Raw genomic sequence first — 21700 nt, 5'->3', positions numbered from 1 at the left:
GAGGACCCGGCTGCCGCGGTCCCGGATCCACGAAGCCAGTGCGATCCAGGCGGCCGACGTTGCCGACCCGACCGGAGAATGGCCGCGGCGTCTGCGGCGCCGGATGCGGCACGATGCCGTGGCGTGCGGCCGATCTCACGGCACGATCGAGGCGACGTTTCGCGCGCTCGGCGCGACGGATCCGACGCGCCGGGGAGTCGCGAACGATCGCGTTGACAATGACGAAGACGGCGAGCGTGACCAGCGCGCCCAGCACTGCCCCGGCGTACAGATACCCAGCTTCGGCCGTACGGAGAACTCCCCAGAAGTCCATGGGGAGCACCCTAGCGGTAGTCCGGCGGGCGCACACCATGGAGATCGGTTGTGCCTCGTGGGACTCCGGAGCCCCGCTGCGTCTCGGTATCCCGAAATAGCGGTTTCGACATAGGTCTTGCGTCGGTGCCCCGTTGGGTCCATCCTTTGTCCAGGACGAGAGCTATGGGACAGCTCGACTCCGAATCTGGGGACCGGAACCATCCGGAGCTTGTTCGTTGGCGCAGGGGACGCGCCGGTTCGCAGAGTGCGTTTTAACCCGAAACGACTCTCTGGAATGGGGACAAGCAATGCTCGCTATTCAGCGCGCCCTCGAGGCGAAGAAGAAGGCACGGGAAGAGGGCGAAGAAGCCGGCTTCTCACTCATCGAATTGATCATCGTCGTGGTGATCCTCGGCATCCTGGTCGCGATCGCGATTCCGATCTTCGCTGGGATTCAACAGCAGGCGAAGGACAACTCTCTGAAGTCGATCGCCGCGAGTGCCGCGTCGGCTGTTGCCGCGGATCTGGCGAAGACGACGCCGACGATCACGGCCGCCGGGGCGGTGCCCAGCACTGTGTACAACTCGTCCGGCAACTCGACGGTCACCGTCGCCGGGCCGTTGACCCTCGACGGCTTCTGCGTTTCCGCAGCGGGCGCGGGATCCACCACGGGCGGTGTCACCGGAAAAGCCGGGCCCGGTTGCCCTTGACATAACTGTCCTGCTCGGCTCCGGGGCGGGGAGCTCCGGGGCCGAGCGCGATCTGGGGGGCGGAGAACGATGACGAACCAGGGTAATGAGGGCACCGAGGACGGACTCGGCCTCGTCGAGGTGGTCATTGCGATGTTCCTTCTCGCGCTGATCGCCGTCTCGATCCTTCCTGCCCTTGTGAATGGACTGCGCTTCTCCGCGCAGCAGTCATCGGTGGCCACGGCCACCCGGCAGCTCAACGGACTCATCGACCAGGTGCGGCAGAGCCCTGATTGCGGAACCATGGGCTCGATCCTCGGCACGGCAGCGTCTCCCCGCTCGTTCCTCGACGGTCACGGCAATAGCTACGCGACACAGGCGGCAATCGGATCGTGCAACAAGGGGGCGACGGTCTCGATCCACTTGACGGCCACACAGAGCGGCAACACTCTGGCGACAGCAGATGCGCTCGTGATCATCCCGCCGGATCCGGTGACGTCGCCATGACTTCTCCATCAGAAGATGACATGGGTATCTCCCTGATCGAGTTGGTGGTGGTCGTCGCCATCCTTGGCGTCGTCAGCCTCGTGCTGGGAACACTCTTCAGCAACATTTGGCGGTCCCAGGTGGCCGTCTCGGCGCAAAGCCAGGCGACGGCCCGCGGGCAGCTCGTCGCCTCTGAAATGGAGCGAGCGATGCGCAATGCTGTGGCCTTCGACGTCTCGGCTGACGGATCCACGATCCGGGTCAACACGGCACTCAGCGGTGGGCTCCAATGCCAGGCGTTTCAGCTTGCTGCGGACGGCCTGCACATGTCGGTCTCCTCCTCGCCGGCTGTCCCCTCCGGGTGGCCTCTGTGGCAGACCGATGTCACTGCCGGTTCAGGAGCGTTCGCCTCCAAAAACGGCAACAGCATCGCCTACAACTTCGATGCGCTCAGCAAGTCGGGAGCACAGACTGTCGCGGCGCCCGTGCATTTCCAGGGCACCGCCTATATGCGCAATTCCGCAGCAGGAAGCCTCAGCCCATGCTGGTGATCCGAGATCGACTCGAAGCCGCTCGTCGCGACGAACGCGGGGCGGCCCTGGTCGCCGTGCTCATCGTCATGGTTGTGGGCGTCGTCGCTGCCGTGCTGGTGGCCGCCACCGTGATGTTCACGATCCAATCGAACGCGAAGAACAAGAGCACCACCCAGGCATTCGTGGCGGCTGAATCGGGTCGCGATCAGATGCTCGCGACCGTGCTGGCCAATCCATGCGTGAAGTCGATCGCGGATGCGGGCTCCGCGCCCCTCTACTACTCGGTCAGCGCGCTGTTCGGGCCTGACAAGGACCATCTCACCGACGCGTGCCTGAGTACGACGGCGGCGTCGACGATTCAGATCACGGCCAGCGGCAAGGGGCCCGACGGCTCGGCGACGAAGATCGTCGCTCTCTACCAGCGACCGGTTTCCCTCTCGAACACCCCGGGCGGGACGATGTCGTACTTCGACGGGTCGTTCCTCGCCACCCACGCCAACTACACCGGCGATCTGGTGATCCGCAGCGGCAACTACAGCTGCAACTCGTCCTCCGTGATCACGGGCGACCTCTGGGTGCCCAACGGCGCCGTCGATCTCAGCGCGAACTGCACCGTCAACGGCAACGTCTACGCGCTGGGCGACATCACGGCCAGCGGCGGAAACGCGGCGACAGTGAAGGGCAACCTGATCACCGCGGGCAACGTCAACCTCGTGGCCAATGGCTTCTCGCTCGGGGACTCCGCCGTCCCGACGTCAGGGTTCGTGTACGCCGACGGCACGTTCACCCTCGGCAACAAGCCCGTGATCCTCGGTGGCTACTCGATCGGGAAGGCCTTCAGCGGCGCCGGCACGGTCGGAAAGCCCGCACAGAGCGTCGCCAACTGCTCGACCAGTCCGACGCCGGCGGCAAACGCCTCGCTCTGCGGAGCGCCTGCGGCGAAGCCCGGCACCAATCGCACGAACCCGACCCTCGTCGCGGTGACCGCAATGACCACGTGGCGCAATCTCGGCTCGGCACGTGCAGCTTGGGGGTCGAACATCCAGTGGGCGACCGGGCCGTGCAACGGCGCGAGCATCACCGGTCTGCTCACCGCCGCGCCGACCGCTCCCAACACGCGTATCGGAGTCGACTTCAGCTCCTGCACGGGTACCGTCACGGTGAACATCGGATCCACTGCGCTCGTGAACGATGCCGTCATGCTGATCGCCTCCGGGTCGCCGATGAACGTCAACGTCTCCGGGCCGCTCACCTCGAGCGCATCATCGCTCGCGACCGCACCTCAGCTGCTCTTCATCCATGCTGATGCGAACCTCAACGACACCGCGCCCAGTTGCGGATCCGGGTCGGCGAGTGACGCGTTGAATCTGCCGAGCACGGTGCAGGCGCGACTCATGTTCTATACGCCCTGCGGCCTCAACAACAGTTCGCAGAATGGACTGATCTTCCAGGGCCAGTACTACGCCAACAACGACGGTAGCTCCCATTGGGTGCACCCCGACTTCACGTGTACGCCGATGACGTGGAGCCCGGTCATCGACCTTGGTTGCAAGGTGGCGACGTCCGTCAGCTCGCCTGGATCCACGATCACGACCATTCTGCCGCCGACCCTGACCTCCGAGCAGGAGGTCGCGCCATGATCGCCTTCCTCCTCGTCTTCGCTGGCCTGTTCGGGCTCGTCATCGGGTCCTTCCTCAACGTGGTCGCGTATCGCGTGCCGGCGGGGATCTCGCTGATGCGGGAGAGCCGGTGCCCCGAATGCGATACGCCGATCCGCTGGTGGCAGAACGTGCCTGTGCTGTCGTGGTTGATTCTGCGGGGCAGATGCGCGAACTGCGCTGCTCCGATCAGCGGTCGGTATGCGATCGTCGAGGCGCTGACGGGAGTGGTGTTCGTTGCGGTGACATGGGGGGCGGTAGCGGGGCGTTTCGTCTCGCTTCGCTCGCTCAACGACCACGGCGGAGTACCGCTCGACGATTCCGTTTGGGCGGCGGTCGCGGATCCGGTGTTCTGGATCGTGCTCGTCGCGTTCCTCTACTTCTCGGCGGTCTCGGTCGTGCTGACCCTCATCGATCTCGACACGAAGCGGCTGCCGAACGTGATCGTTCTGCCGAGCATCGTCGTCGGGATCGTGCTGTTGGCGTTTGCCGCAGCGATCGGTGCTTCGACAAGCTCAGCGGCCGGCTGGGGAACGTTCCTGCGGGCCATCGCCAGTGGGGCGATCCTCTACGCCTTCTACTTCATCGTGCGGGTGATCAGCCCGCGCGCGATGGGGGGCGGCGACGTCAAGCTCGCCGCGCTGGTGGGCCTGTACCTCGGCTGGTGCGGTTGGGCGACACTCATGGTCGGAGCCTTCGCAGCCTTCGTGTTCGGCGGACTGTTCGGGATCGGGCTGATCCTGCTCCGCCGAGCGAAACGCAAGACGGCGATCCCGTTCGGGCCGTGGATGATCGCGGGTGCCTGGGCTGGGATCGCAGTGGGTGAACCCGTCGGGCGCTGGTATGTCGGAATGCTGGGACTGAGCTGAGTCTGCGTGGGGCAGGAACAGCACTGAGGGCTTGGGGAGAGAAATGGCCAAGAGTCACGTCGGTGTCGAGATCACCGAAGAGAGTGTGCGCGCCGTCGAGGTGAGCAATGAACGCCAACCGCAGGTGACCGCCTTCGGTGAGGTCGCACTGCCGCCCGATGCCGCACATGATTCGGAGGTGCTCGACCAGGGCGCCGTCGCATTCGCGATCCAGCAGCTCTGGCGGACGGCCGGCATCAAATCGAGATCCGCCACGCTCGGCATCGCGAGCAGGCGTGTCCTGGTGCGCGAGCACACCACCACGGCAATGGCTCCCGACCTGTTGCGGCAGGCGCTGCCGTTCCAGGTGCAGGATCTGCTTCCGGTCCCGGTCGCCCAGGCGGTTCTCGACTACTACCCGATCTCGCAGCAGGGCGATCAGCTGCACGGCCTGCTCGTGGCTGCCGTCTCCGACACCGTCGAAGCGATGATCGGCGCTTTCGCGCGTGCAAAGATCCGGATCGACGGCGTCGACCTCGCCGCCTTCGGGCTTGCTCGGTCCGCCGCGCTTGTCGCACCAACGGGCACGACCGCCGCGATCCACATCGGCGACCACACCACGCAGATCGTGATCCTGCGCGACGGCATCCCCGACTTCGTCCGGATCACGCCCGTCGACCTCGAGACCGGCGCCGTGCGGCGCCGAGCGTCGCAGATGCTCGCCCCTGATGGAATCGGAGACGGCACGTTCATCACGGACGGAGCGGTGGACCCGACCCGGGTGTTCACCGATGATCTCACCGGGACCGCGGGGATCGTGGCTCGCGGCTCGCTCCGCGTGGACGTCGCGCTGCGCCCCGTGGTCGACGTGATCGGACGGATGCGGAGCACCCTCGCGTTCTATCTGAACAAGCCGGGTTCGCCGCCGATCGAGCAGGTGCTGCTCAGTGGCGCCGGATCCGCCGTCGACGGCGTCGCGTCCGGCCTCGCAGAGGCCGTCGAGATGCCGGTGCGCACGTTCACTCTGCAGAACCTCATTCCGGCGCGCGGTGCCGAACCCACCGGTGAGCTCGCGCTCGACCTCGTGAGCACCGCCGGCCTCGCCCTTGGAAAGGACCGCTGATGGCCCGCATCGTCGCCGCGGCCCCGGGTGGTGCGCCCCGGGTCGACCTGCTGCCCCGCTCCGAGATCGATCGCCGGGAACGCGAGAAGCTCTCCGCCGCTTGGGTGCGGGTGGGCCTGCTCGCCGTCCTGCTCGCCGTGCTGTTGATCGGAGCAGCGTTCGCTTGGAACCAGTTCACGCAGCAGCAGCTCGCCGCGGAGCAGTCGCGTTCGACGCAGCTGATCGGCCAGATCGGGCAGTTGAACGAGGTCAGCAGCGCCCTTGCGACCGAGAGCGAGCTGAATGCGTTCCGAAGCCAGGCGATGGGATCCGATCTCATGTGGAGCGGAGTCCTGGACCGGGTGCGCGGAGCCCTCCCGCCGGAGACCGCGGTGACCGGATTCGAGCTCACTCCCGGGGCGGCGCCCGACGCGGCGACGAAGGACAAGGACGCAGCGAAGAAGGCAGTCGGGCTGACAGGTACGTTGACCATCGACAGCCCGAATGCGATCGACCTCGGTGCCCTGGTACGTACACTGCGCGGCGTAGATGGGGTTCTCGCCGCCGATGGCAGCGCGAATACCGCCAGCCAGCAGTCCCCAGGTCGGTACAAGTACACGATCGACATCACCTTCAACCAGACGGTGTACTCGGGCCAGTTCAGCGAGGGGGCCGCGAAATGAGCAAGCAGCTGATCACTCTTATCGGAGCTCTCGTCTCGATTGCGATCGTGGTGCTCGCCGTCGTCTTCGGCGTGCTGCCGCTGGTCGGCCAGTCGTTCACCGCGCTGGGCAGCACGAGCCAGGTCGCCTCCACGAACGCCGCGTACCAGGCGCAGATCGCGGAATTGCAGAAGCAGAAACAGCGTAAGAGCGAGATCGACGCGTCGGTCGATGCGCTGCGCGGCCAGATCCCCGCCTCGCCCGAACTCGACCAGGTGTTCGACGTCATCGCCGCGTCGGCGCAGGCGTCGGGCGCGACGCTCACCAGCGCCACCCGCGGCGACCTCGCCGTCTTCGCCTCTCGCCCCGCGCCTGTGCCCGCGGGACCGGGCGCTGCAGCGCAGCAGAAGGCTCAGGCCGCTCCGCAGCCGCAACCCACGCCCCAGACGACGACCGGGACGGGGGCGGTCGGCGACGCGAAGAACGTCGCTGCACAGGCTGACGCCAACGCGGCCCAGACTTCTCAAGCAGGGGCAGGCGCCGCCGTGCAGACCGGAACGAGCGCGCCCACTACCGGAGCCGGGGCGGCAACTGCGACGCGGGAACAGATCCCGGTCTCCGTGGTCGCGAGCGTCCCGGATGAGGTCGCAGCCCAGGCGTTCCTGGACGGGCTGCGCGCATCCGCTCGCCTGCTCGCGGTGGACAAGGCCACGCTCACCCCCGGCAACGGCGGACTCGAGATCCGTGTCGACCTCCTGGCGTTCCTCACGGCGGTTCCGACAGCAGGTGCCTCGAAATGAGCGCTACCGAGCTCACGCGCATCCTCGCGATCGGCGCCCGTGCGGGGGCGAGCGACGTGCACATCACGGCAGGCACCGCCCCGCTCATGCGCGTCGACGGCGACCTCGTCGCGGTGCCGCGGCATGAGAATCCGCTCAGCGCAGATTGGGTCGAAGGCGCCGCGTACGAGCTCATGACGCCCGCACAGCGGGAGGAATTCGCCACGAATCATGAGGTCGACCTCGCGCACGCGGCGGAGAGCATCGGGCGTTTCCGCGTGAACGTGTTCCGTCAGCTCGGCGACATCGCCATGGCGCTGCGCTACATCCCCGACAGGGTGTTCAGTCTGGAAGAACTCGGCGCCCCGGCCATCGCAAGCGATCTCGCCCTGCGCCCTCGCGGTCTCGTGCTGCTCACCGGTCCTACCGGATCCGGCAAGTCGACGACGCTGACTGCAATGGTCGACATCGTCAACAACACCCGGCCCGTGCACGTCGTCACCATCGAGGATCCGATCGAGTTCCATCACACCAGCAACCGCGCGCTCATCCACCAGCGTGAGGTCGGGTCCGACACGGCGTCGTTCGCTGAAGCCCTGCGTCGGGTGCTGCGGCAGGACCCCGACGTGATCCTGGTCGGAGAGCTGCGCGACCCGGAGTCGATCTCCACTGCCCTGTCCGCCGCCGAGACCGGCCACCTGGTGCTCTCGACACTGCACACCCAGGGCGCGGCGAAGTCGGTGAACCGCATCGTCGACGTGTTCCCGGCCGATCAGCAGCACCAGATCCGCACTCAGCTCGGCGACACCCTGCAGGGCATCATCAGCCAGACCCTGCTGCCGCGCGCGCAGACCGCGGGCCGCACGATCGCGACCGAGGTGCTCATCAATACGCCTGCGGTCGCGAACCTCATTAGGGAGGGGCAGGTGTCGCAGCTGTACTCGACGATGCAGGCGGGGCAGTCCGTCGGCATGCACACGCTCGACCAGGACCTGCGCCGCCTGGTCGGTGAGGGGCTCATCGCCGCGCACGTGGCGCGCACCTTCGCGGTCGATCCGAAGTCGATCGACGGCGTGCATGTGCAGCCCGCCGACCTGGACGCGGAGTCGTGGTCGACGTTCGCGGCCGGCGCGCAGCTCGAGGAATGGGGATCCTGATGGCCGGGGTACAGGAGTACGAATACCAGGCGCTGGACCCGGCGACGGCGCAAACGGTCAAGGGTTCGATGGACGCGTCCAGCGACAGTGCGGTCGCCGCAAGGCTGAAGGCGCAGGGGCTGACCCCGCTGCGTGTCGCGCCGGTCGCGAGGACGGGGCTGCACCGCGAGATCACGCTGCCGTCATTGCGCAAGAGTGTTCCGGCCAAGACGCTCGCGATCTTCTCCCGGCAGATGGCGGCGCTCATCAACGCCGGGCTGCCGCTGCTGCGCACCCTCACCGTGCTCGCTGAGCAGGCCGACGACAAGAAGCTGCAGCAGGTGCTGGTCATCGTGCAGACCGACGTCGAGTCCGGATCCTCGCTGTCCGTGTCGATGGCCCGGCATCCGCAGGTGTTCCCGCCGCTCATGGTGTCGATCATCCGCGTCGGCGAGGCGGGCGGGTTTCTCGGCAAGGCACTCGACTCGATCGCCGAGACCTATCAGAAGCAGGCCGACCTGCACGCGAAGATACGCTCCGCCACGACCTATCCGCTGGTGGTACTGATCGTCGCGATCCTGGGCGTTCTCGCGATGCTGACGTTCGTCGTACCCGTGTTCAAGGACATGTTCGCCGGTCTTGGGGCAGCCCTGCCTCTACCCACGCAGATCCTGGTGACGATCTCGGAGCACATGGTCTGGATCCTGCCGTCGCTCGCGGTGGTCGCGATCATCGTGTGGATCTGGTGGGCCCGCAACCGCTACACCGATGCCTACCGCAAGGTGGTGGATCCGTTCCTGCTGAAGCTGCCGATCTTCGGCAAGCTGCTGACCAAGATGGCCGTGGCGCGCTTCACCCGCAACCTGTCCATGATGCTCGACGCGGGCGTGCCGATCATCCAGGCGCTGTCGATCGTCGGCCAGGCGTCGAACAACTGGAAGATCGAGCAGACCGTGCGCGACATCCAGGAGTCGATCCGCGGCGGGCGCTCGTTCGCGGCGCCGCTGGCCGCGGCCGAGGTGTTCCCGCCCATGGTGTCGCAGATGGTCGCGGTCGGTGAGGAGTCGGGCACGCTCGCCGAGATGCTCGCCAGCATCGCCGACTTCTACGAGGACGAGGTCGAGACCGCCACCGAGCAGCTGTCGTCGCTCATCGAACCCGTGCTGATCGTCGGCCTCGGCGTCGTCATCGGCGGCATGGTGATCTCGCTCTACCTGCCGATCTTCACCCTCTACGGAGACCTGGCCAAGCAGCACTGAGCGAGCTCGGTGCACGCCGCCGGGCGTCACACCGAGACGCGCAGCACCTCTTCGATCGTTGTGATGCCCTGAGCGACCTTGGCCCAGCCGTCGTCGCGCAGCGGGATCATCCCCTGCTCCAGGGAGATCTCGCGCAGCTCGCCGCCCGTCGCGCGGCCCACGAGCGCCTGCTCGATGCGGTCGGTGACCTCCATCGCCTCATGCAGCGCGACCCGGCCGCGATAGCCGGTGCTGGAACACGCCGTGCACCCCACGGCGCGGAACACGGTGGCGTCGTCGATGAGGTCGAGCGGCATGCCGACGGCCTCGAGCATCGCCCGGTCGTCGTCGATCGGCTGGCGGCACTTGGTGCACAGCCGGCGCGCGAGCCGCTGCGCGATCACCGCGCTCAGCGCCGTCGCCACGAGGAAGGGCTCGGTGCCGATCTCGACCAGCCGGGTCAGCGCGCTCGGGGCGTCGTTGGTGTGCAGGGTCGACAGCACGAGGTGGCCGGTCAGGGCGGCCTCGATCGAGATCGCCGCCGTCTCGCGGTCGCGGATCTCACCGACCAGCACCACATCCGGATCGGCGCGCAGGATCGACCGCAGCGCTGTCGCGAACGTGAGCCCGGCGCGCGGGTTGACCTGGATCTGGTTGATGTCCGGGATCCGGTACTCGACGGGATCCTCGACCGTGATCACGTTCACGCGCGGATTCGCCACGGCCCGCAGCGCCGTGTACAGCGTCGTGGACTTGCCGGATCCGGTCGGTCCGGTCACCAGCACCATGCCGTGCGGGCGGGAGATCGCCTGCGTGAAGCGCTCGGCGTTGGTCTCCGAGAACAGCAGATCCGACATCAGCATCACCTGGCCGCTGTTGTCGAGGATGCGCATCACGATCTTCTCGCCCCACACCGTCGGCAGCGTGGCCACGCGCAGGTCGACGCTGCGCCCCTCGTGCAGCACCGAGATGCGGCCGTCCTGCGGCACCCGCTTCTCGGCGATGTCGATCGACGACATGATCTTCAATCGCGAGATGACGCCGTCCTGGATGCTGCGGTCGGCGCGCTGCATCTCGTGCAGGACGCCGTCGATGCGGAACCGCACCGTGAGCCGGTGCTCGCCGGGTTCGATGTGGATGTCGCTCGCACGGTCGTTGATGGCCTGCGTGATGAGCAGGTTCACGAACCGCACGACGGGCGCATCGGCGTCCTGATCGTCGAGCTGCTCCGTGAAGACGATGTGCGAGGAGGATCCGGATGCCTCGCCGATCTGCTCGGACAGGTCGGTGAGCTCCTCATCCGAGCGCAGGAACCGCTCGAACGCCTGGTTCAGCGCCTCGCCGGTGACCACGACCGGGCTCACCCGCAGATCCGTGATGCTGGCCACGTCGTCGAGCGCGATGATGTCGGTCGGATCCAGCATCGCCACGGTCAGCTGGTCGCGGTACTGCCGCAGCGGCAGCAGCCGGTAGCGCCGGCACATCACACCCGGCACGAGCGCGATGACCTCGGGATCCAGCGGGTACGAGCCGAGATCGACGTACGGCGTGCTCGTCGCGACCGAGACGGCCTCGGCCAGCTGCACCTCGCTCACCAGGCCGTGCCGCAGCAGGTAGTCGGGCAAGGCGTCTCCGTCGCCCACCGCGGACATCGCGGAGTTCACATCCTCGGCGCGCGCAGCGCCGGTCAGCACGAGCATCTGCCCCAGACCACGCATGGGATCCCCATCCCGCGACGCCCCAGACGCCGCTCCAATGCTCATCCTAGGGCCGCGCGGTTCGCCGCGACAGAGCGATATTCCGGTTCACCGGGCGGACGCCGTCCGCGGCCATCGCGGCGTAGCCCCGGGCGGTGTGCGGTGTCTTCCGGTGGACGCTGCGACGCACGATAATCGGCTCATGCCCACCGCATCCCGGACGATCGAGATCGCCGCACCCATCGAGACTGTCTTCGCCTTCTTCACCGATCCGAGCAAGGATCCGACCTGGCGCGGCGGTGTCACCGAGATGCGGGCGGAGGGGCAGCCGGCGGTGGGTGCGACGGTGCACCAGGTGATCGCGGGCCCCGGCGGCCGGCCCATCGGCGCCGACATCCGGATCACCGAGTACACCGTGCCGAGCCGATACGCGTTCGCCACGATCGCGGGCCCGGTGCGCCCCCTCGGCAGCTACACGTTCGCCGAGGTCCCGAGCGGCTCGCTCGTCACCTTCGAGCTGTCGGTCGAGCTGCGCGGCCTCAAGAAGCTGCTCATGGGCGGGCCCGTGCAGAAGAGCATGGACGGCGAGATGGCCGCCCTCGACAAGGCGAAGGCGCTCCTCGAGTCCTGATGTCCGCGGGCGACATCCTGCCTGCCCGATGTCGACGCGTCCGCATAGGCTGGGCCTCATGACCGACGTTCTTCCCTCCGGGCTCGCCACCGGCGACTTCGACCCCGCGATTCGCCCTCAGGACGACCTCTACCGGCACGTGAACCACACGTTCCTGTCCACCACCGAGATCCCCGCCGACAAGGCGCGCTGGGGATCCTTCCACCTCCTCGCCGATCAGTCCGAGAAGGACGTGCGCGCGATCATCGAGGAGTCGCAGGGCGCCGAGCCCGGCACCGAGGCGCGCAAGATCGGCGACCTGTACGCGAGCTTCATGGACACCGAGCGCATCGCCGCCCTCGGCACCGCTCCTCTGGCCGCGCCGCTCGCCGCGGTCGACGCGATCACCTCGATCGACGAGTTCCTCGCGACGGTCGGATCCTTCGACCGCCAGGGCATCGCCGCGCTGATCGGCGTGTTCGTGGAGCCGGACCCGGGCGACCCCGAGCGCTACGTGCCGTTCGTGGTGCAGGCGGGCATCTCACTGCCCGACGAGAGCTACTACCGCCTGGACAGCTTCGAGGGCACACGCGCCGCCTACCGCGCGCACCTCGAGCGCATCCTGGCCCTCGCCGGCGTCGCGGACGCGGCAGGGCAGGCCGACCGCGCCTTCGCGCTCGAGCACGACATCGCCGGGCACCACTGGGACAACGTGGAGAGCCGCGACGCGGTCAAGACGTACAACCTGAAGTCCTGGGACGAGTTCCAGACGCTCGTCGGCGTCGACCTCGCCTCGTGGCGGGATGCCGTCGCCGGCCCGGCCGGATCCGACGCCTTCGCGGAGGCCGTCGTGTACCAGCCGAGCTTCTTCGAAGGGCTCGGATCCCTGCTCACCGCGGATCGCCTGGACGATTGGAAGGCCTGGCTGCGTGCCAAGGTCGTGCACGGTCTCGCCGCGTACCTCACCGACGACATCGTGCAGGAGAACTTCTCGTTCTACGGCACGGAGCTCACGGGCGTCCCCACGATCCGCGAGCGCTGGAAGCGCGGCGTCTCGCTCGTCGAGGGCGCGCTCGGCGACGCGGTCGGCAAGGTCTACGTCGAGCGGCACTACCCGCCGGCGGCCGAGGCGGCGATGAACGAGCTCATCGGCAATCTGCTGGAGGCCTACCGGCAGTCGATCACCACGCTCGAGTGGATGAGCCCGTCCACGCGCGAGAAGGCCCTCGCCAAGCTCGACACGTTCACGCCGAAGATCGGGCACCCCAAGGTGTGGCGCGACTACTCGACCGTGACGGTCGACGCCGGCGATCTGATCGGCAACGCCGGCCGCGCCGCGCAGTTCGAGCACGACCGCACGATCGGTAAGGTGGGCAAGCCGATCGATCGCGACGAGTGGTTCATGCCGCCGCAGATGGTGAACGCGTACTACAACCCGCTGATGAACGAGATCGTGTTCCCCGCGGCGATCCTGCAGTATCCGTTCTTCGACGCGGCTCGCGATGCGGCGGCCAACTACGGCGGGATCGGATCCGTCATCGGCCACGAGATCGGGCACGGCTTCGACGACCAGGGCAGCCGCTACGACGGGGACGGCAAGCTGCAGGACTGGTGGACCGACGAGGACCGCGCCGCGTTCGAGGAGCGCACGAAGTCGCTGATCGAGCAGTACGACGCGTTGGTTCCGGAGGGGCTGAGCGCCGAGCACCACGTGAACGGCGCCCTCACGATCGGCGAGAACATCGGCGACCTCGGCGGTCTCGGGATCGCGCTGAAGGCGTACGAGATCGCGCTCGGCGGGGCCGAGGCGCCGGTCATCGACGGGTTCACGGGCGTGCAGCGCCTGCTGCTGTCGTGGGCGCAGGTGTGGCAGCAGAAGAGCCGTGAGGCCGAGACGATCCGCCTGCTCACGATCGACCCGCACTCGCCCAACGAGTTCCGGTGCAACCAGATCCTGCGCAACATCGACGCCTTCTACGAGGCGTTCGACGTGACCGAGGCGGACAAACTGTGGCTCGCCCCCGAGGAGCGCGTCACGATCTGGTGACGCTCCTGCTGTGAAGTGATGCCCGCCCCGGCCTGTGCCGGGGCGGGCTCGTCGTTTCGGGTCCTTCTCGGGCACGTTGAGCGAGCACGGCTGGAGGCCGAGCGACACGAAACGCGGTCTCCAGCGAGGGCACGGCGTTTGGTCTCGGCCGCCGTCCGCGCGGCGTCGGTTAGGCTCGCCGGATGATCCCCGCAGACTGGACCCCGCATCGCCGTGAGGACGGCGAACTCCTGGGCTGGATCCGCCCCGAGGGCGCCGACTGGCTCGCCGTCGACGTGCTCGGGCGCGAACTCACCGGCGAGATCGACTGGCTCGACGCCGAGGCCGCGCTCGAGGAGCACGGGATCCGCTGGCTCGCGGATCCGTGGGTCCTGGACGGCGAGAACGAGGGGCCGCTGCGGGTGCAGATCGTGGAGGTCGTTCCGGAGGGCGAAGGCCGGATCACGGTGAAGGTCGATGACTTCGGCGACATGCAGCGTCCGCCCACGCAGCGCTACACGCTGACATGGCCCCTCCCCGCACGCCTGCGTCCGCACGGCCCTGGCGACCCGGACGGCCGCACGATCACGCGCTGACCGCGGGTGGAGCCGGGTTCGGCGACCGCTCCCGCGACCTGCACGGGCCAGCCGCCCCCGTGTCGTACCCGGCGCAAGGGAATGCGCCGGATGCACGGGCGGTCTGCGCTGACAGGCTGTGCGGTCGGCGAGAACCCGTGCAGTCGGCGGCCGGCGCGCTCGGCGGCGGGAATACGACCCCGCACGCGATGCGTTCGCGAAAGGCATGAAGGTTCTTCTCACCGGCGCGACCGGCTACATCGGCACTTCCGTCCTCGACCGGCTCGTCGCGGAGGGCCATTCCGTGACAGCCCTCGTCCGAGATGAGGCGAAGGCGAGTGCCGTCGAGAAGGCCGGCGCGACGGCCCTCATCGGCGACGTCACCGACGCCGTGCTCGTCGCCGAGGCGGCGGCCGCGGCGGACGGCGTCATCCACACGGCATCGACCCCGGAGGGCGACGCCGCATTCATCGACGCCGTGCTCGGCGCGCTCGAGGGCACGGGCAAGCCGCTCGTCCACACGGGCGGGATCTGGAGCTACGGCACGGCGGACGACATCACGGAGCAGACTCCTCTCGACCGGCCGGCCCTCACCGCCTGGCGCGGCGCGGGGGAGGCGAAGGTGCTCGGCGCCTCCGGCGTCCGTGGCCTGGTCGTGGCGCCCGCCGCCGTCTACGGACGCGGCGGCGGACTGGTCCGGATCCTCACCGATGCGACCGACGGGGGAGTGCTCCTGATCGGCGACGGCAGCCAGCACTGGACCAGCGTCGACGTCGACGACCTCGCCGCACTGTACGTGCTCGCGCTGGAGAACGGCCACGCGGGGGAGACCTACATCGGCGCCTCCGGGCAGAACCCGACGATCCGCGAGATCGGCGAGGCGATCGCGTCAGGATCCGACGTGGCGGAGGGCATCCGCGCCGAGAGCGTCGAGCAGACGCGCGCGCGGCTCGGCGAGGCGTTCGCCGACGCGCTCCTCCTCGACGAGCAGGCCTCGGGGGCGAAGGCGCGTGCCGAGCTCGGCTGGACCCCGACCGCACGACCGCTCGTGGAGCAGCTCGCCGCCGGGGAGTATCTCGGTGAGAGCGTGGTCGCCCAGGGCTGATCCCCGGGCACTCGCGCCGTGTTCGGGGCGCACTTCGCCGTTTTGGGGCGCGTCAGGTCGGGGGATCCTGGCGGGGCGCGCCCCGAAACGGGAGGGCGCGCCCCGGATCAGCGCCAGCCCGCGGTCAGCGCACGCCCCTCATCAACGCGAGCACAGGCTTGACGGACACCAGCAGTCCGATCCCGACGACGATCGCGATCCCGCCGAGGATCGAGAAGTACGGCACCTCGTTGTGCGGGTCGTAGAACTGCACGAGCCAGCCCGAGATCGCGGTGCCCAGCGACACGGACAGGAAGAACAGCGCCACCATCTGCGTGTGGAACGCGGCCGGTGCGAGCTTGGTCGCGGCGGACAGGCCGATCGGCGAGAGCAGCAGCTCGGCGACCGTGAACACGAACAGGATCCCGATGATCGCCAGCAGCGGGGTCGAGTTCGCGGCCCCGCCGGCGAACGGCAGGAACAGCAGGAACGCCGCGCCCATGATGATCGCGCCGAGTGCGAACTTCACCGGCGTCGACGGCTGGCGGGCGCCGAGCTTCGTCCAGATCGCGGCGAACACGCCGGACAGCACGATGATGAAGACGGGGTTGATCGACTGCACCCACGACACCGGCATCTCCCAGCCGAACAGGTCGCGGTTCAGACGCTCGTCGGAGTACACCGTGAGCACCGTGAACTGCTGCTGGTACAGCGACCAGAACGCCACGCTCGTGATGAACAGCGGTAGGAAGCCCCACACCCGGGAGCGCTCCGTCGCGTCGATGCGGCGGCTCGTGAGGATCACCGCGAAGTAGGCGATCGCGGCGACCGTGGCCGCGATGATCACGACCGTGGCGAGGTTGGCCGCCGTGATCACGCCGGTCAGCACGAGCGCGGCGATGATCAGGATCCCGACGATCGCGATGACGATCGCCGTCGTGTAGCGGCTGCGCGGCAGCGGGTTCGCGACGCGGCTGGCCTCGGCCGGCAGCCCCCGGCGTCCGAACGAGTACTGCACGAGCCCGGCGGCCATGCCGACCGCGGCGAGGCCGAAGCCGAAGTGGAAGCCGAGGGTCGACTGCAGCAGGCCGGTGAGGATCGGCCCGAAGAAGCCGCCGAGGTTGATGCCCAGGTAGAACAGTGAGAAGCCGGCGTCGCGCCGCGGGTCATCGGCCGAGTACAGGGTGCCCACCACGGAGGTGGCGTTGGCCTTGAGCCCGCCGGATCCGATCGCGACGAGGACCAGGCCCACGCCGACGCCGACGACGCCCGGCAGCAGCGCGAGGGCGATGTGTCCCGCCATGATCACGATCGCGCTGAAGAACAGCGTGCGCTCGGACCCGAGGATCCGGTCGGCGACCCATGCGCCGAGGATCGTGGCCAGATAGACGGATCCGCCGTAGGCGCCGACGATGCCGCCGGCGATGCCCTTGTCGAGCCCGAGCCCTCCGTCGGTGACGGAGTAGTACAGGTAGATGAGCAGGATGCCCTGCATGCCGTAGAAGCTGAACCGCTCCCACATCTCCACCCCGAACAGGTGGGCGAGGGCCCATGGCTGCCCGAAGAAGCGGGTGTCGTGGCCGCCGTGCTTATCGGTCTCCTGTGCGGTGCTCATCATTCCAGGGTAAGCCGCGCCGGCGCAGGCCGCGGAAAGTCCGGGGTCAGCGCACCGTCCCGAGCACGAACGCTCCGGTGTCGCCGGGGTTCATCGCGATCTCCCAGCGGAATCCGTCGGGGTCGGCGAAGTAGCCGGAGTAGCCGCCCCACTCCCGGCGCACGGCGGGGGCGACTCGCGCGCCCAGGGCCGCGGCCTCGGCGAGCACGGCGTCGACCTCGGCCTCACTCGCCAGGTTGTGCGCCAGGGTGAGCGGGGCGACGCCCGGCGCCGGTGGTTCGCCGATCTCCGCGGTGAAGCCGGCGACGCTCCACAGCGACAGGATCAGCCGGTCCGCCACCGGGAGCATGAGCACCTCGTCGGCCTCGAAGATCGGCTGCCACCCCAGGCCGTCCACATAGAACGCCCTGCTGCGGGCGACATCGGCGACGGCGAGGGTGATGAAGCTGACGCGCTGTTCCATGCGGGTCAGTGTGCCACCGGCCTCAGACGTTCGCGGCGGCGGGCGCCTTCGCGGCGGCCGGCGCAGCCTTCTCGTCGCGATCGCGGAACGTCCAGAACACGAACACCAGCGCGAGCACGAGACCGACCTGGCCGACGATGCTGCCGATGGCGGAGGTGCCAGGGGCGTGCGCGCTCGCGAACGAGGAGATGTCCCAGATGCCATGCAGCAGCATGGCCCAGATCAGGCTGCCGGTCACGCGGCGCACGATGTAGAACGCGGTGCCGCCGAGGAAGGCCAGCCCGACCTGCTGCAGGGTCGGCAGCAACGGCTGCCCGGAGAACGCGTTCGTGATGTGCATGAGACCGAACAGGGCGCTCGTGATGAACCAGACCCAGACCTCGCGCGTCTGCGCGCGCACGCCCACGAGCAGCAGACCGCGGGTGGTGAGCTCCTCGTTGAAGCCGACGAGCACGCCGAGCGCCAGCAGCCCGGCGAGATAGCCGCCGTCGATCTTCGACCAGTCGGTGCCCAGGCTGAGGATGATCAGCGCGGCCAGCGCCATGATCGCCGGGGCGACGATCGGCCAGCGGTGGCGGGCACGAGGCCGCTCGATCAGGGCGGGGCGCCACCAGCCCAGCACCCCGGCGGCGACGAGCAGTAGCACCGTTCCTGCAGCGAGGAACAGCACCGGTCCACCCCACAGCGTCGCGGTGGTCTCGCCCATGTGCTGGTAGCCGATGCCGGTGGCAAGGCCCACCAGGAAGACGGTGAGGGAGTAGGCGAGCCAGACGAGGACGCCGATCCAGAGGCGAGGGGTGATGCGCATCGATGCGGACCTTTCGGGAGGAGCTCGTCGGGGAAGGTTTGTCAGGAGTCGACTCATATCCTGGCAGGCGAGTGAGGATCCGCACCATCACGGGATCCGACGCGCCGATAGGATTGACCTGCGCCTCTTCGTGCGCATTCCCCGCATCATCGCGACCATTGGAGCCACCGTGGCCGAACAGTCCCGTCTTGACAAGGTCATCGCCCTCGCCCGCCACCGCGGGTTCGTGTTCCAGGCGGGTGAGATCTACGGGGGCTCGCGCTCGGCCTGGGACTACGGACCCCTCGGCACCGAGCTCAAGGAGAACATCCGCCGGCAGTGGTGGCAGACGTTCGTGCGCGGCCGCGGCGACATGGTGGGCCTGGACTCCTCGATCATCCTGCCCAAGCGGGTGTGGGAGGCGTCGGGCCACGTCGCCACGTTCACGGATCCGCTCGTCGAGTGCCTGCAGTGCCACAAGCGGTTCCGCGCGGACACTCTCATCGAGGACTTCGAGGCGCGTAAGGGTCGCACCGCCGAGAACGGCCTGGCCGACGTGCCGTGCCCGAACTGCGGCACCAAGGGCCAGTACACCGAGCCCAAGGCGTTCTCGGGGCTCGTGAAGACCTACCTCGGCGTGGTCGATGACGAGTCGGGCGTGTACTTCCTGCGCCCGGAGACCGCGCAGGGCATCTTCGTGAACTTCTCGAACGTGCTGACCGCCAGCCGCAAGAAGCCGCCGTTCGGCATCGGCCAGGTCGGCAAGGCGTTCCGCAACGAGATCACCCCCGGCAACTTCATCTTCCGCACGCGTGAGTTCGAGCAGATGGAGATCGAGTACTTCGTGCCGCCCGCGGAAGCACAGGAATGGTTCGAGCACTGGGTGCAGGAGTGCTGGGACTGGTTCATCGACCTCGGGATCAACCCCGAGAACATGCGCCAGTTCGATGTGCCGGAGGACGACCGCGCGCACTACTCCGCCGGCACCATCGACGTCGAGTACCGCTTCGGCTTCGCCGGCAAGGAGTGGGGCGAGCTCATGGGCGTCGCCAACCGCACCGACTTCGACCTCTCCAACCACAGCGAGGCCTCCGGATCCTCACTCACCTACTTCGACCAGGCTTCGGGTGAGAAGTACACCCCCTACGTGATCGAGCCGTCGTTCGGCCTCACCCGCTCGATGATGGCGTTCCTCGTCGACGCCTACGTCGAGGAGGAGGTGCCGAACGCCAAGGGCGGCACCGATGTGCGCACCGTGCTGAAGCTCGACCCGCGCCTCGCGCCGGTCAAGGTCGCGGTGCTGCCGCTCTCCCGCAACGAGCGCCTCTCGCCGCTGGCTCGCGAGGTCGCCGACAAGCTGCGCGGCCACTGGGCCATCGACTTCGACGACGCCGGTGCGATCGGGCGCCGCTACCGTCGCCAGGACGAGATCGGCACCCCGTTCTGCGTCACGATCGACTTCGACTCGCTCGAGGACGACGCGGTGACCGTGCGCGACCGCGACACCATGGCGCAGGAGCGCGTGCCGCTCGCGGAGCTCGACGCCTATCTGTCGGAGCGCCTCAAGGGCGCCTGACCGGGCAAGACGAAGGGCCGTGATTCACAGAGGTGAATCGCGGCCCTTTCGCCGTCTCGGGACGAGTGCTCAGAAGTCCTCGCCCTCGGCCTGCGAGGGGTGCTTCTCGAACCAGACGGGACGGCCGATGTGCAGCAGTGCGTCGGAGTCGAAGAGTTCGGGGTCGCGTTCCATGGGGTGCTCCTTTGCGTACGAGTGGGGGCTTGGATCCAGTTTCGCGGTCCTCCATTCACGCTTCTGCGCGATCTGACGCGAAAGAAGCGCAGTTCCTTCGCACTATGCAAGGAAGCGGCGCGACGGCTGATCGAGGCGGACTCTTTGCGCCGTGCGATGCGTCACCGGGCGAGCGGTGCCTCGGTGTCGAGGCCGGCGAGCTTGCCCGGGTTCGCGACGGAGAAGACCTGGGTGATCCGTCCGTCCTCGACGGTGAAGCTCACCGCCGCGAGCAGCTCGCCGCCCACCCGGATCCCTGCGGCGAGCATGCCGTTCACGCGCAGCGGGACCACCGCGAAGGCGGTGTCGAGCTTGGCGATGCTGCCCTGCAGGAACGCCACGACGCGATCGGCGCCGTGCAAGGGGCGCCGGGCGGCATGCCGTACGAGCCCGCCGCTGTCGGTGACCGACACCACGTCGGGGGCCAGCACGTCCATCAGCCCCTGCACGTCGCCGGAGTTCATCACCGCGATGAAGCGCTGCACGGCGAGGTCGTGCTCGGAGGCGTCGACCGTGACGCGCGGACGCCGGGCGGCCACGTGGTCACGGGCGCGGTGCGCGATCTGCCGCACCGCCGCCGGCGTCTTGCCCACCGCGTCGGCGATCTCGTCGAACGGCACGTCGAACACCTCGCGCAGCACGAACACCGCCCGCTCGGTCGGACCCAGCGTCTCGAGCACTGTGAGCATCGCGACCGACACGCTCTCCGCGAGCACGACGTCGTCCGCCACATCCGGCGTCGTCAGCAGCGGCTCCGGAAGCCACGGGCCCACGTACTCCTCGCGCCGACGGGATGCCGTCCGCAGCAGGTTCAGGGACTGCCGGGTCACGGTGCGCACCAGGTAGGCGCGCGGATCGCGCACGTCGTCGCGGTCGGCCGCCGCCCAGCGCAGCCAGGACTCCTGCAGCACATCCTCGGCATCGGCGGCGGATCCGAGGATCTCGTATGCGACGGTGAACAGCAGGCCGCGGTGCGCGACGAAGGGATCCTCGGATCGCGGTCCTGTCGTGTCGCTCATGACGCCGACGCTACGCGGGTCTCCGCCGTGGTCGCCAGCGGCGCCAGTCCGCAGGCGTCTGCGAAGCCGTCGGAGTGGATGCCGAGCGCGATGTTCGCCCTGGCGGTCGCGTTGAGGTAGCCGACCTTCGCCGCGAGCTCCAGCAGCGCCGGCGCTCCGATCTCGGCGAGCAGTGCGTCGGAGAGCTCATCGGTGACGGTGGGCGGGGTCTGGCTCATCGCCTCGGCGTACTCCATCACCAGGCGCTCCCGTGGCGTGAACCGGGTCGAGTCGCGCCAGATCGGCACCTCGCGGGCCTTCTCCTCGTCGAGCCCGTGGTCGTGCGCCATGAAGTAGTGCAGGTCGAGGCAGAAGCTGCAGCCCACCGTCGCGGCCGCCGCCATGGTCGCCAGCGTCGACAGGCCCTTGTCGAGCTCGCGCCACTTCTCGGTCTTGCCACCGAAGCTCATCATGTCCATCATCACGGGCCGGTGCTGCCACATCACCCCGATCGAGTCGGGCACGAGACCCAGCTTGCGCCGCGCCATGGTCTTCACCAGTGCGCCGAACGGGCCGGTCACCGCGACTGCCGGGATCCTGGTCGTCTTCGTCATGATCTGCTCCTCCTGTG

The 21700-nt window shown here is 68.4% G+C and carries 21 protein-coding genes; 15 read left to right on the top strand and 6 right to left on the bottom strand.

The features are described 5' to 3' along the window. The first annotated feature begins 530 nt into the window (after positions 1–530). From ACFWCK_RS13380 to ACFWCK_RS13335, 10 genes are all read left to right on the top strand, one after another. Entirely contained in the window at positions 531–1004 is a 474-nt protein-coding gene (locus tag ACFWCK_RS13380) for a type II secretion system protein (RefSeq protein WP_378806303.1), read from the top strand. 69 nt (positions 1005–1073) lie between these two features. After that, positions 1074–1490, top strand: a complete 417-nt coding sequence (locus tag ACFWCK_RS13375; RefSeq protein WP_378806301.1) for a hypothetical protein — start codon at positions 1074–1076, stop codon at positions 1488–1490. Between the two features lie 20 nt (positions 1491–1510). After that, complete coding sequence (locus tag ACFWCK_RS13370) at positions 1511–2020, top strand: hypothetical protein (RefSeq protein ID WP_378806300.1); 510 nt, start codon at positions 1511–1513, stop codon at positions 2018–2020. Continuing rightward, positions 2011–3642: a hypothetical protein gene (locus tag ACFWCK_RS13365; RefSeq protein WP_378806298.1), complete on the top strand. Its 1632-nt coding sequence runs from the start codon at positions 2011–2013 to the stop codon at positions 3640–3642. The genes ACFWCK_RS13370 and ACFWCK_RS13365 overlap by 10 nt, the downstream gene beginning before the upstream one ends. Then, positions 3639–4529: a prepilin peptidase gene (locus tag ACFWCK_RS13360; protein ID WP_378806297.1), complete on the top strand. Its 891-nt coding sequence runs from the start codon at positions 3639–3641 to the stop codon at positions 4527–4529. The genes ACFWCK_RS13365 and ACFWCK_RS13360 overlap by 4 nt, the downstream gene beginning before the upstream one ends. A gap of 43 nt (positions 4530–4572) precedes the next feature. After that, positions 4573–5631: a pilus assembly protein PilM gene (gene pilM, locus ACFWCK_RS13355; RefSeq protein ID WP_378806295.1), complete on the top strand. Its 1059-nt coding sequence runs from the start codon at positions 4573–4575 to the stop codon at positions 5629–5631. After that, on the top strand, positions 5631–6293 hold the full coding sequence (locus ACFWCK_RS13350) for a hypothetical protein (protein WP_378806294.1): 663 nt from the start codon (positions 5631–5633) through the stop codon (positions 6291–6293). The genes pilM and ACFWCK_RS13350 overlap by 1 nt, the downstream gene beginning before the upstream one ends. Further along, positions 6290–7072, top strand: coding sequence for a hypothetical protein (locus tag ACFWCK_RS13345; protein ID WP_378806293.1), 783 nt, complete (start codon positions 6290–6292; stop codon positions 7070–7072). The genes ACFWCK_RS13350 and ACFWCK_RS13345 overlap by 4 nt, the downstream gene beginning before the upstream one ends. Then, on the top strand, positions 7069–8208 hold the full coding sequence (locus ACFWCK_RS13340; protein WP_378806292.1) for a type IV pilus twitching motility protein PilT: 1140 nt from the start codon (positions 7069–7071) through the stop codon (positions 8206–8208). Before ACFWCK_RS13345 ends, ACFWCK_RS13340 begins: the two co-directional genes overlap by 4 nt. Then, entirely contained in the window at positions 8208–9446 is a 1239-nt protein-coding gene (locus ACFWCK_RS13335) for a type II secretion system F family protein (RefSeq protein WP_378806290.1), read from the top strand. Before ACFWCK_RS13340 ends, ACFWCK_RS13335 begins: the two co-directional genes overlap by 1 nt. Before the next feature lie 26 nt (positions 9447–9472). Here the strand turns inward: ACFWCK_RS13335 and ACFWCK_RS13330 are convergent, their stop codons facing one another. Further along, positions 9473–11143, bottom strand: a complete 1671-nt coding sequence (locus tag ACFWCK_RS13330; RefSeq protein WP_233312650.1) for a GspE/PulE family protein — start codon at positions 11141–11143, stop codon at positions 9473–9475. Positions 11144–11324: 181 nt separating this feature from the next. On the opposite strand from ACFWCK_RS13330, the gene ACFWCK_RS13325 reads away from it, so the two are divergent. From ACFWCK_RS13325 to ACFWCK_RS13310, 4 genes are all read left to right on the top strand, one after another. Continuing rightward, on the top strand, positions 11325–11753 hold the full coding sequence (locus ACFWCK_RS13325) for an SRPBCC family protein (protein WP_378806288.1): 429 nt from the start codon (positions 11325–11327) through the stop codon (positions 11751–11753). Positions 11754–11811: 58 nt separating this feature from the next. Beyond that, on the top strand, positions 11812–13779 hold the full coding sequence (locus ACFWCK_RS13320) for a M13 family metallopeptidase (protein WP_378806286.1): 1968 nt from the start codon (positions 11812–11814) through the stop codon (positions 13777–13779). 182 nt (positions 13780–13961) lie between these two features. Beyond that, the gene (locus ACFWCK_RS13315) at positions 13962–14354 is read left to right on the top strand and encodes a hypothetical protein (RefSeq protein ID WP_378806285.1); all 393 of its coding nucleotides are present in this window, start codon (positions 13962–13964) and stop codon (positions 14352–14354) included. 205 nt (positions 14355–14559) lie between these two features. Then, positions 14560–15438, top strand: coding sequence for an NAD-dependent epimerase/dehydratase family protein (locus ACFWCK_RS13310; RefSeq protein WP_378806284.1), 879 nt, complete (start codon positions 14560–14562; stop codon positions 15436–15438). A gap of 124 nt (positions 15439–15562) precedes the next feature. Here ACFWCK_RS13310 and ACFWCK_RS13305 read toward each other — a convergent pair whose 3' ends face one another. Genes ACFWCK_RS13305 through ACFWCK_RS13295 form a run of 3 tightly spaced genes read right to left on the bottom strand, consistent with a single transcriptional unit; the run spans position 15563 to position 18303 of the window. Continuing rightward, the gene (locus tag ACFWCK_RS13305; protein WP_378806283.1) at positions 15563–17032 is read right to left on the bottom strand and encodes a peptide MFS transporter; all 1470 of its coding nucleotides are present in this window, start codon (positions 17030–17032) and stop codon (positions 15563–15565) included. A gap of 46 nt (positions 17033–17078) precedes the next feature. Continuing rightward, on the bottom strand, positions 17079–17495 hold the full coding sequence (locus tag ACFWCK_RS13300) for a VOC family protein (RefSeq protein WP_233312656.1): 417 nt from the start codon (positions 17493–17495) through the stop codon (positions 17079–17081). Between the two features lie 22 nt (positions 17496–17517). Further along, entirely contained in the window at positions 17518–18303 is a 786-nt protein-coding gene (locus ACFWCK_RS13295) for a CPBP family intramembrane glutamic endopeptidase (RefSeq protein WP_378806281.1), read from the bottom strand. Between the two features lie 169 nt (positions 18304–18472). Between ACFWCK_RS13295 and ACFWCK_RS13290 the strand changes: the two genes are divergently transcribed. Continuing rightward, positions 18473–19858: a glycine--tRNA ligase gene (locus ACFWCK_RS13290; protein WP_233312658.1), complete on the top strand. Its 1386-nt coding sequence runs from the start codon at positions 18473–18475 to the stop codon at positions 19856–19858. Between the two features lie 335 nt (positions 19859–20193). Here ACFWCK_RS13290 and ACFWCK_RS13285 read toward each other — a convergent pair whose 3' ends face one another. Then, positions 20194–21090: an RNA polymerase sigma-70 factor gene (locus ACFWCK_RS13285; protein WP_233312659.1), complete on the bottom strand. Its 897-nt coding sequence runs from the start codon at positions 21088–21090 to the stop codon at positions 20194–20196. Further along, positions 21087–21683, bottom strand: a complete 597-nt coding sequence (locus ACFWCK_RS13280) for a carboxymuconolactone decarboxylase family protein (RefSeq protein WP_233312660.1) — start codon at positions 21681–21683, stop codon at positions 21087–21089. Before ACFWCK_RS13280 ends, ACFWCK_RS13285 begins: the two co-directional genes overlap by 4 nt. Positions 21684–21700 lie beyond the last annotated feature (17 nt).

It is taken from the genome of Microbacterium sp. NPDC060117, from assembly GCF_042729315.1.
Lineage (GTDB): Bacteria > Actinomycetota > Actinomycetes > Actinomycetales > Microbacteriaceae > Microbacterium.
The sequence above is the reverse complement of the archived record's forward strand: the minus strand, read 5'-3'. Positions and strand labels throughout refer to the sequence as shown.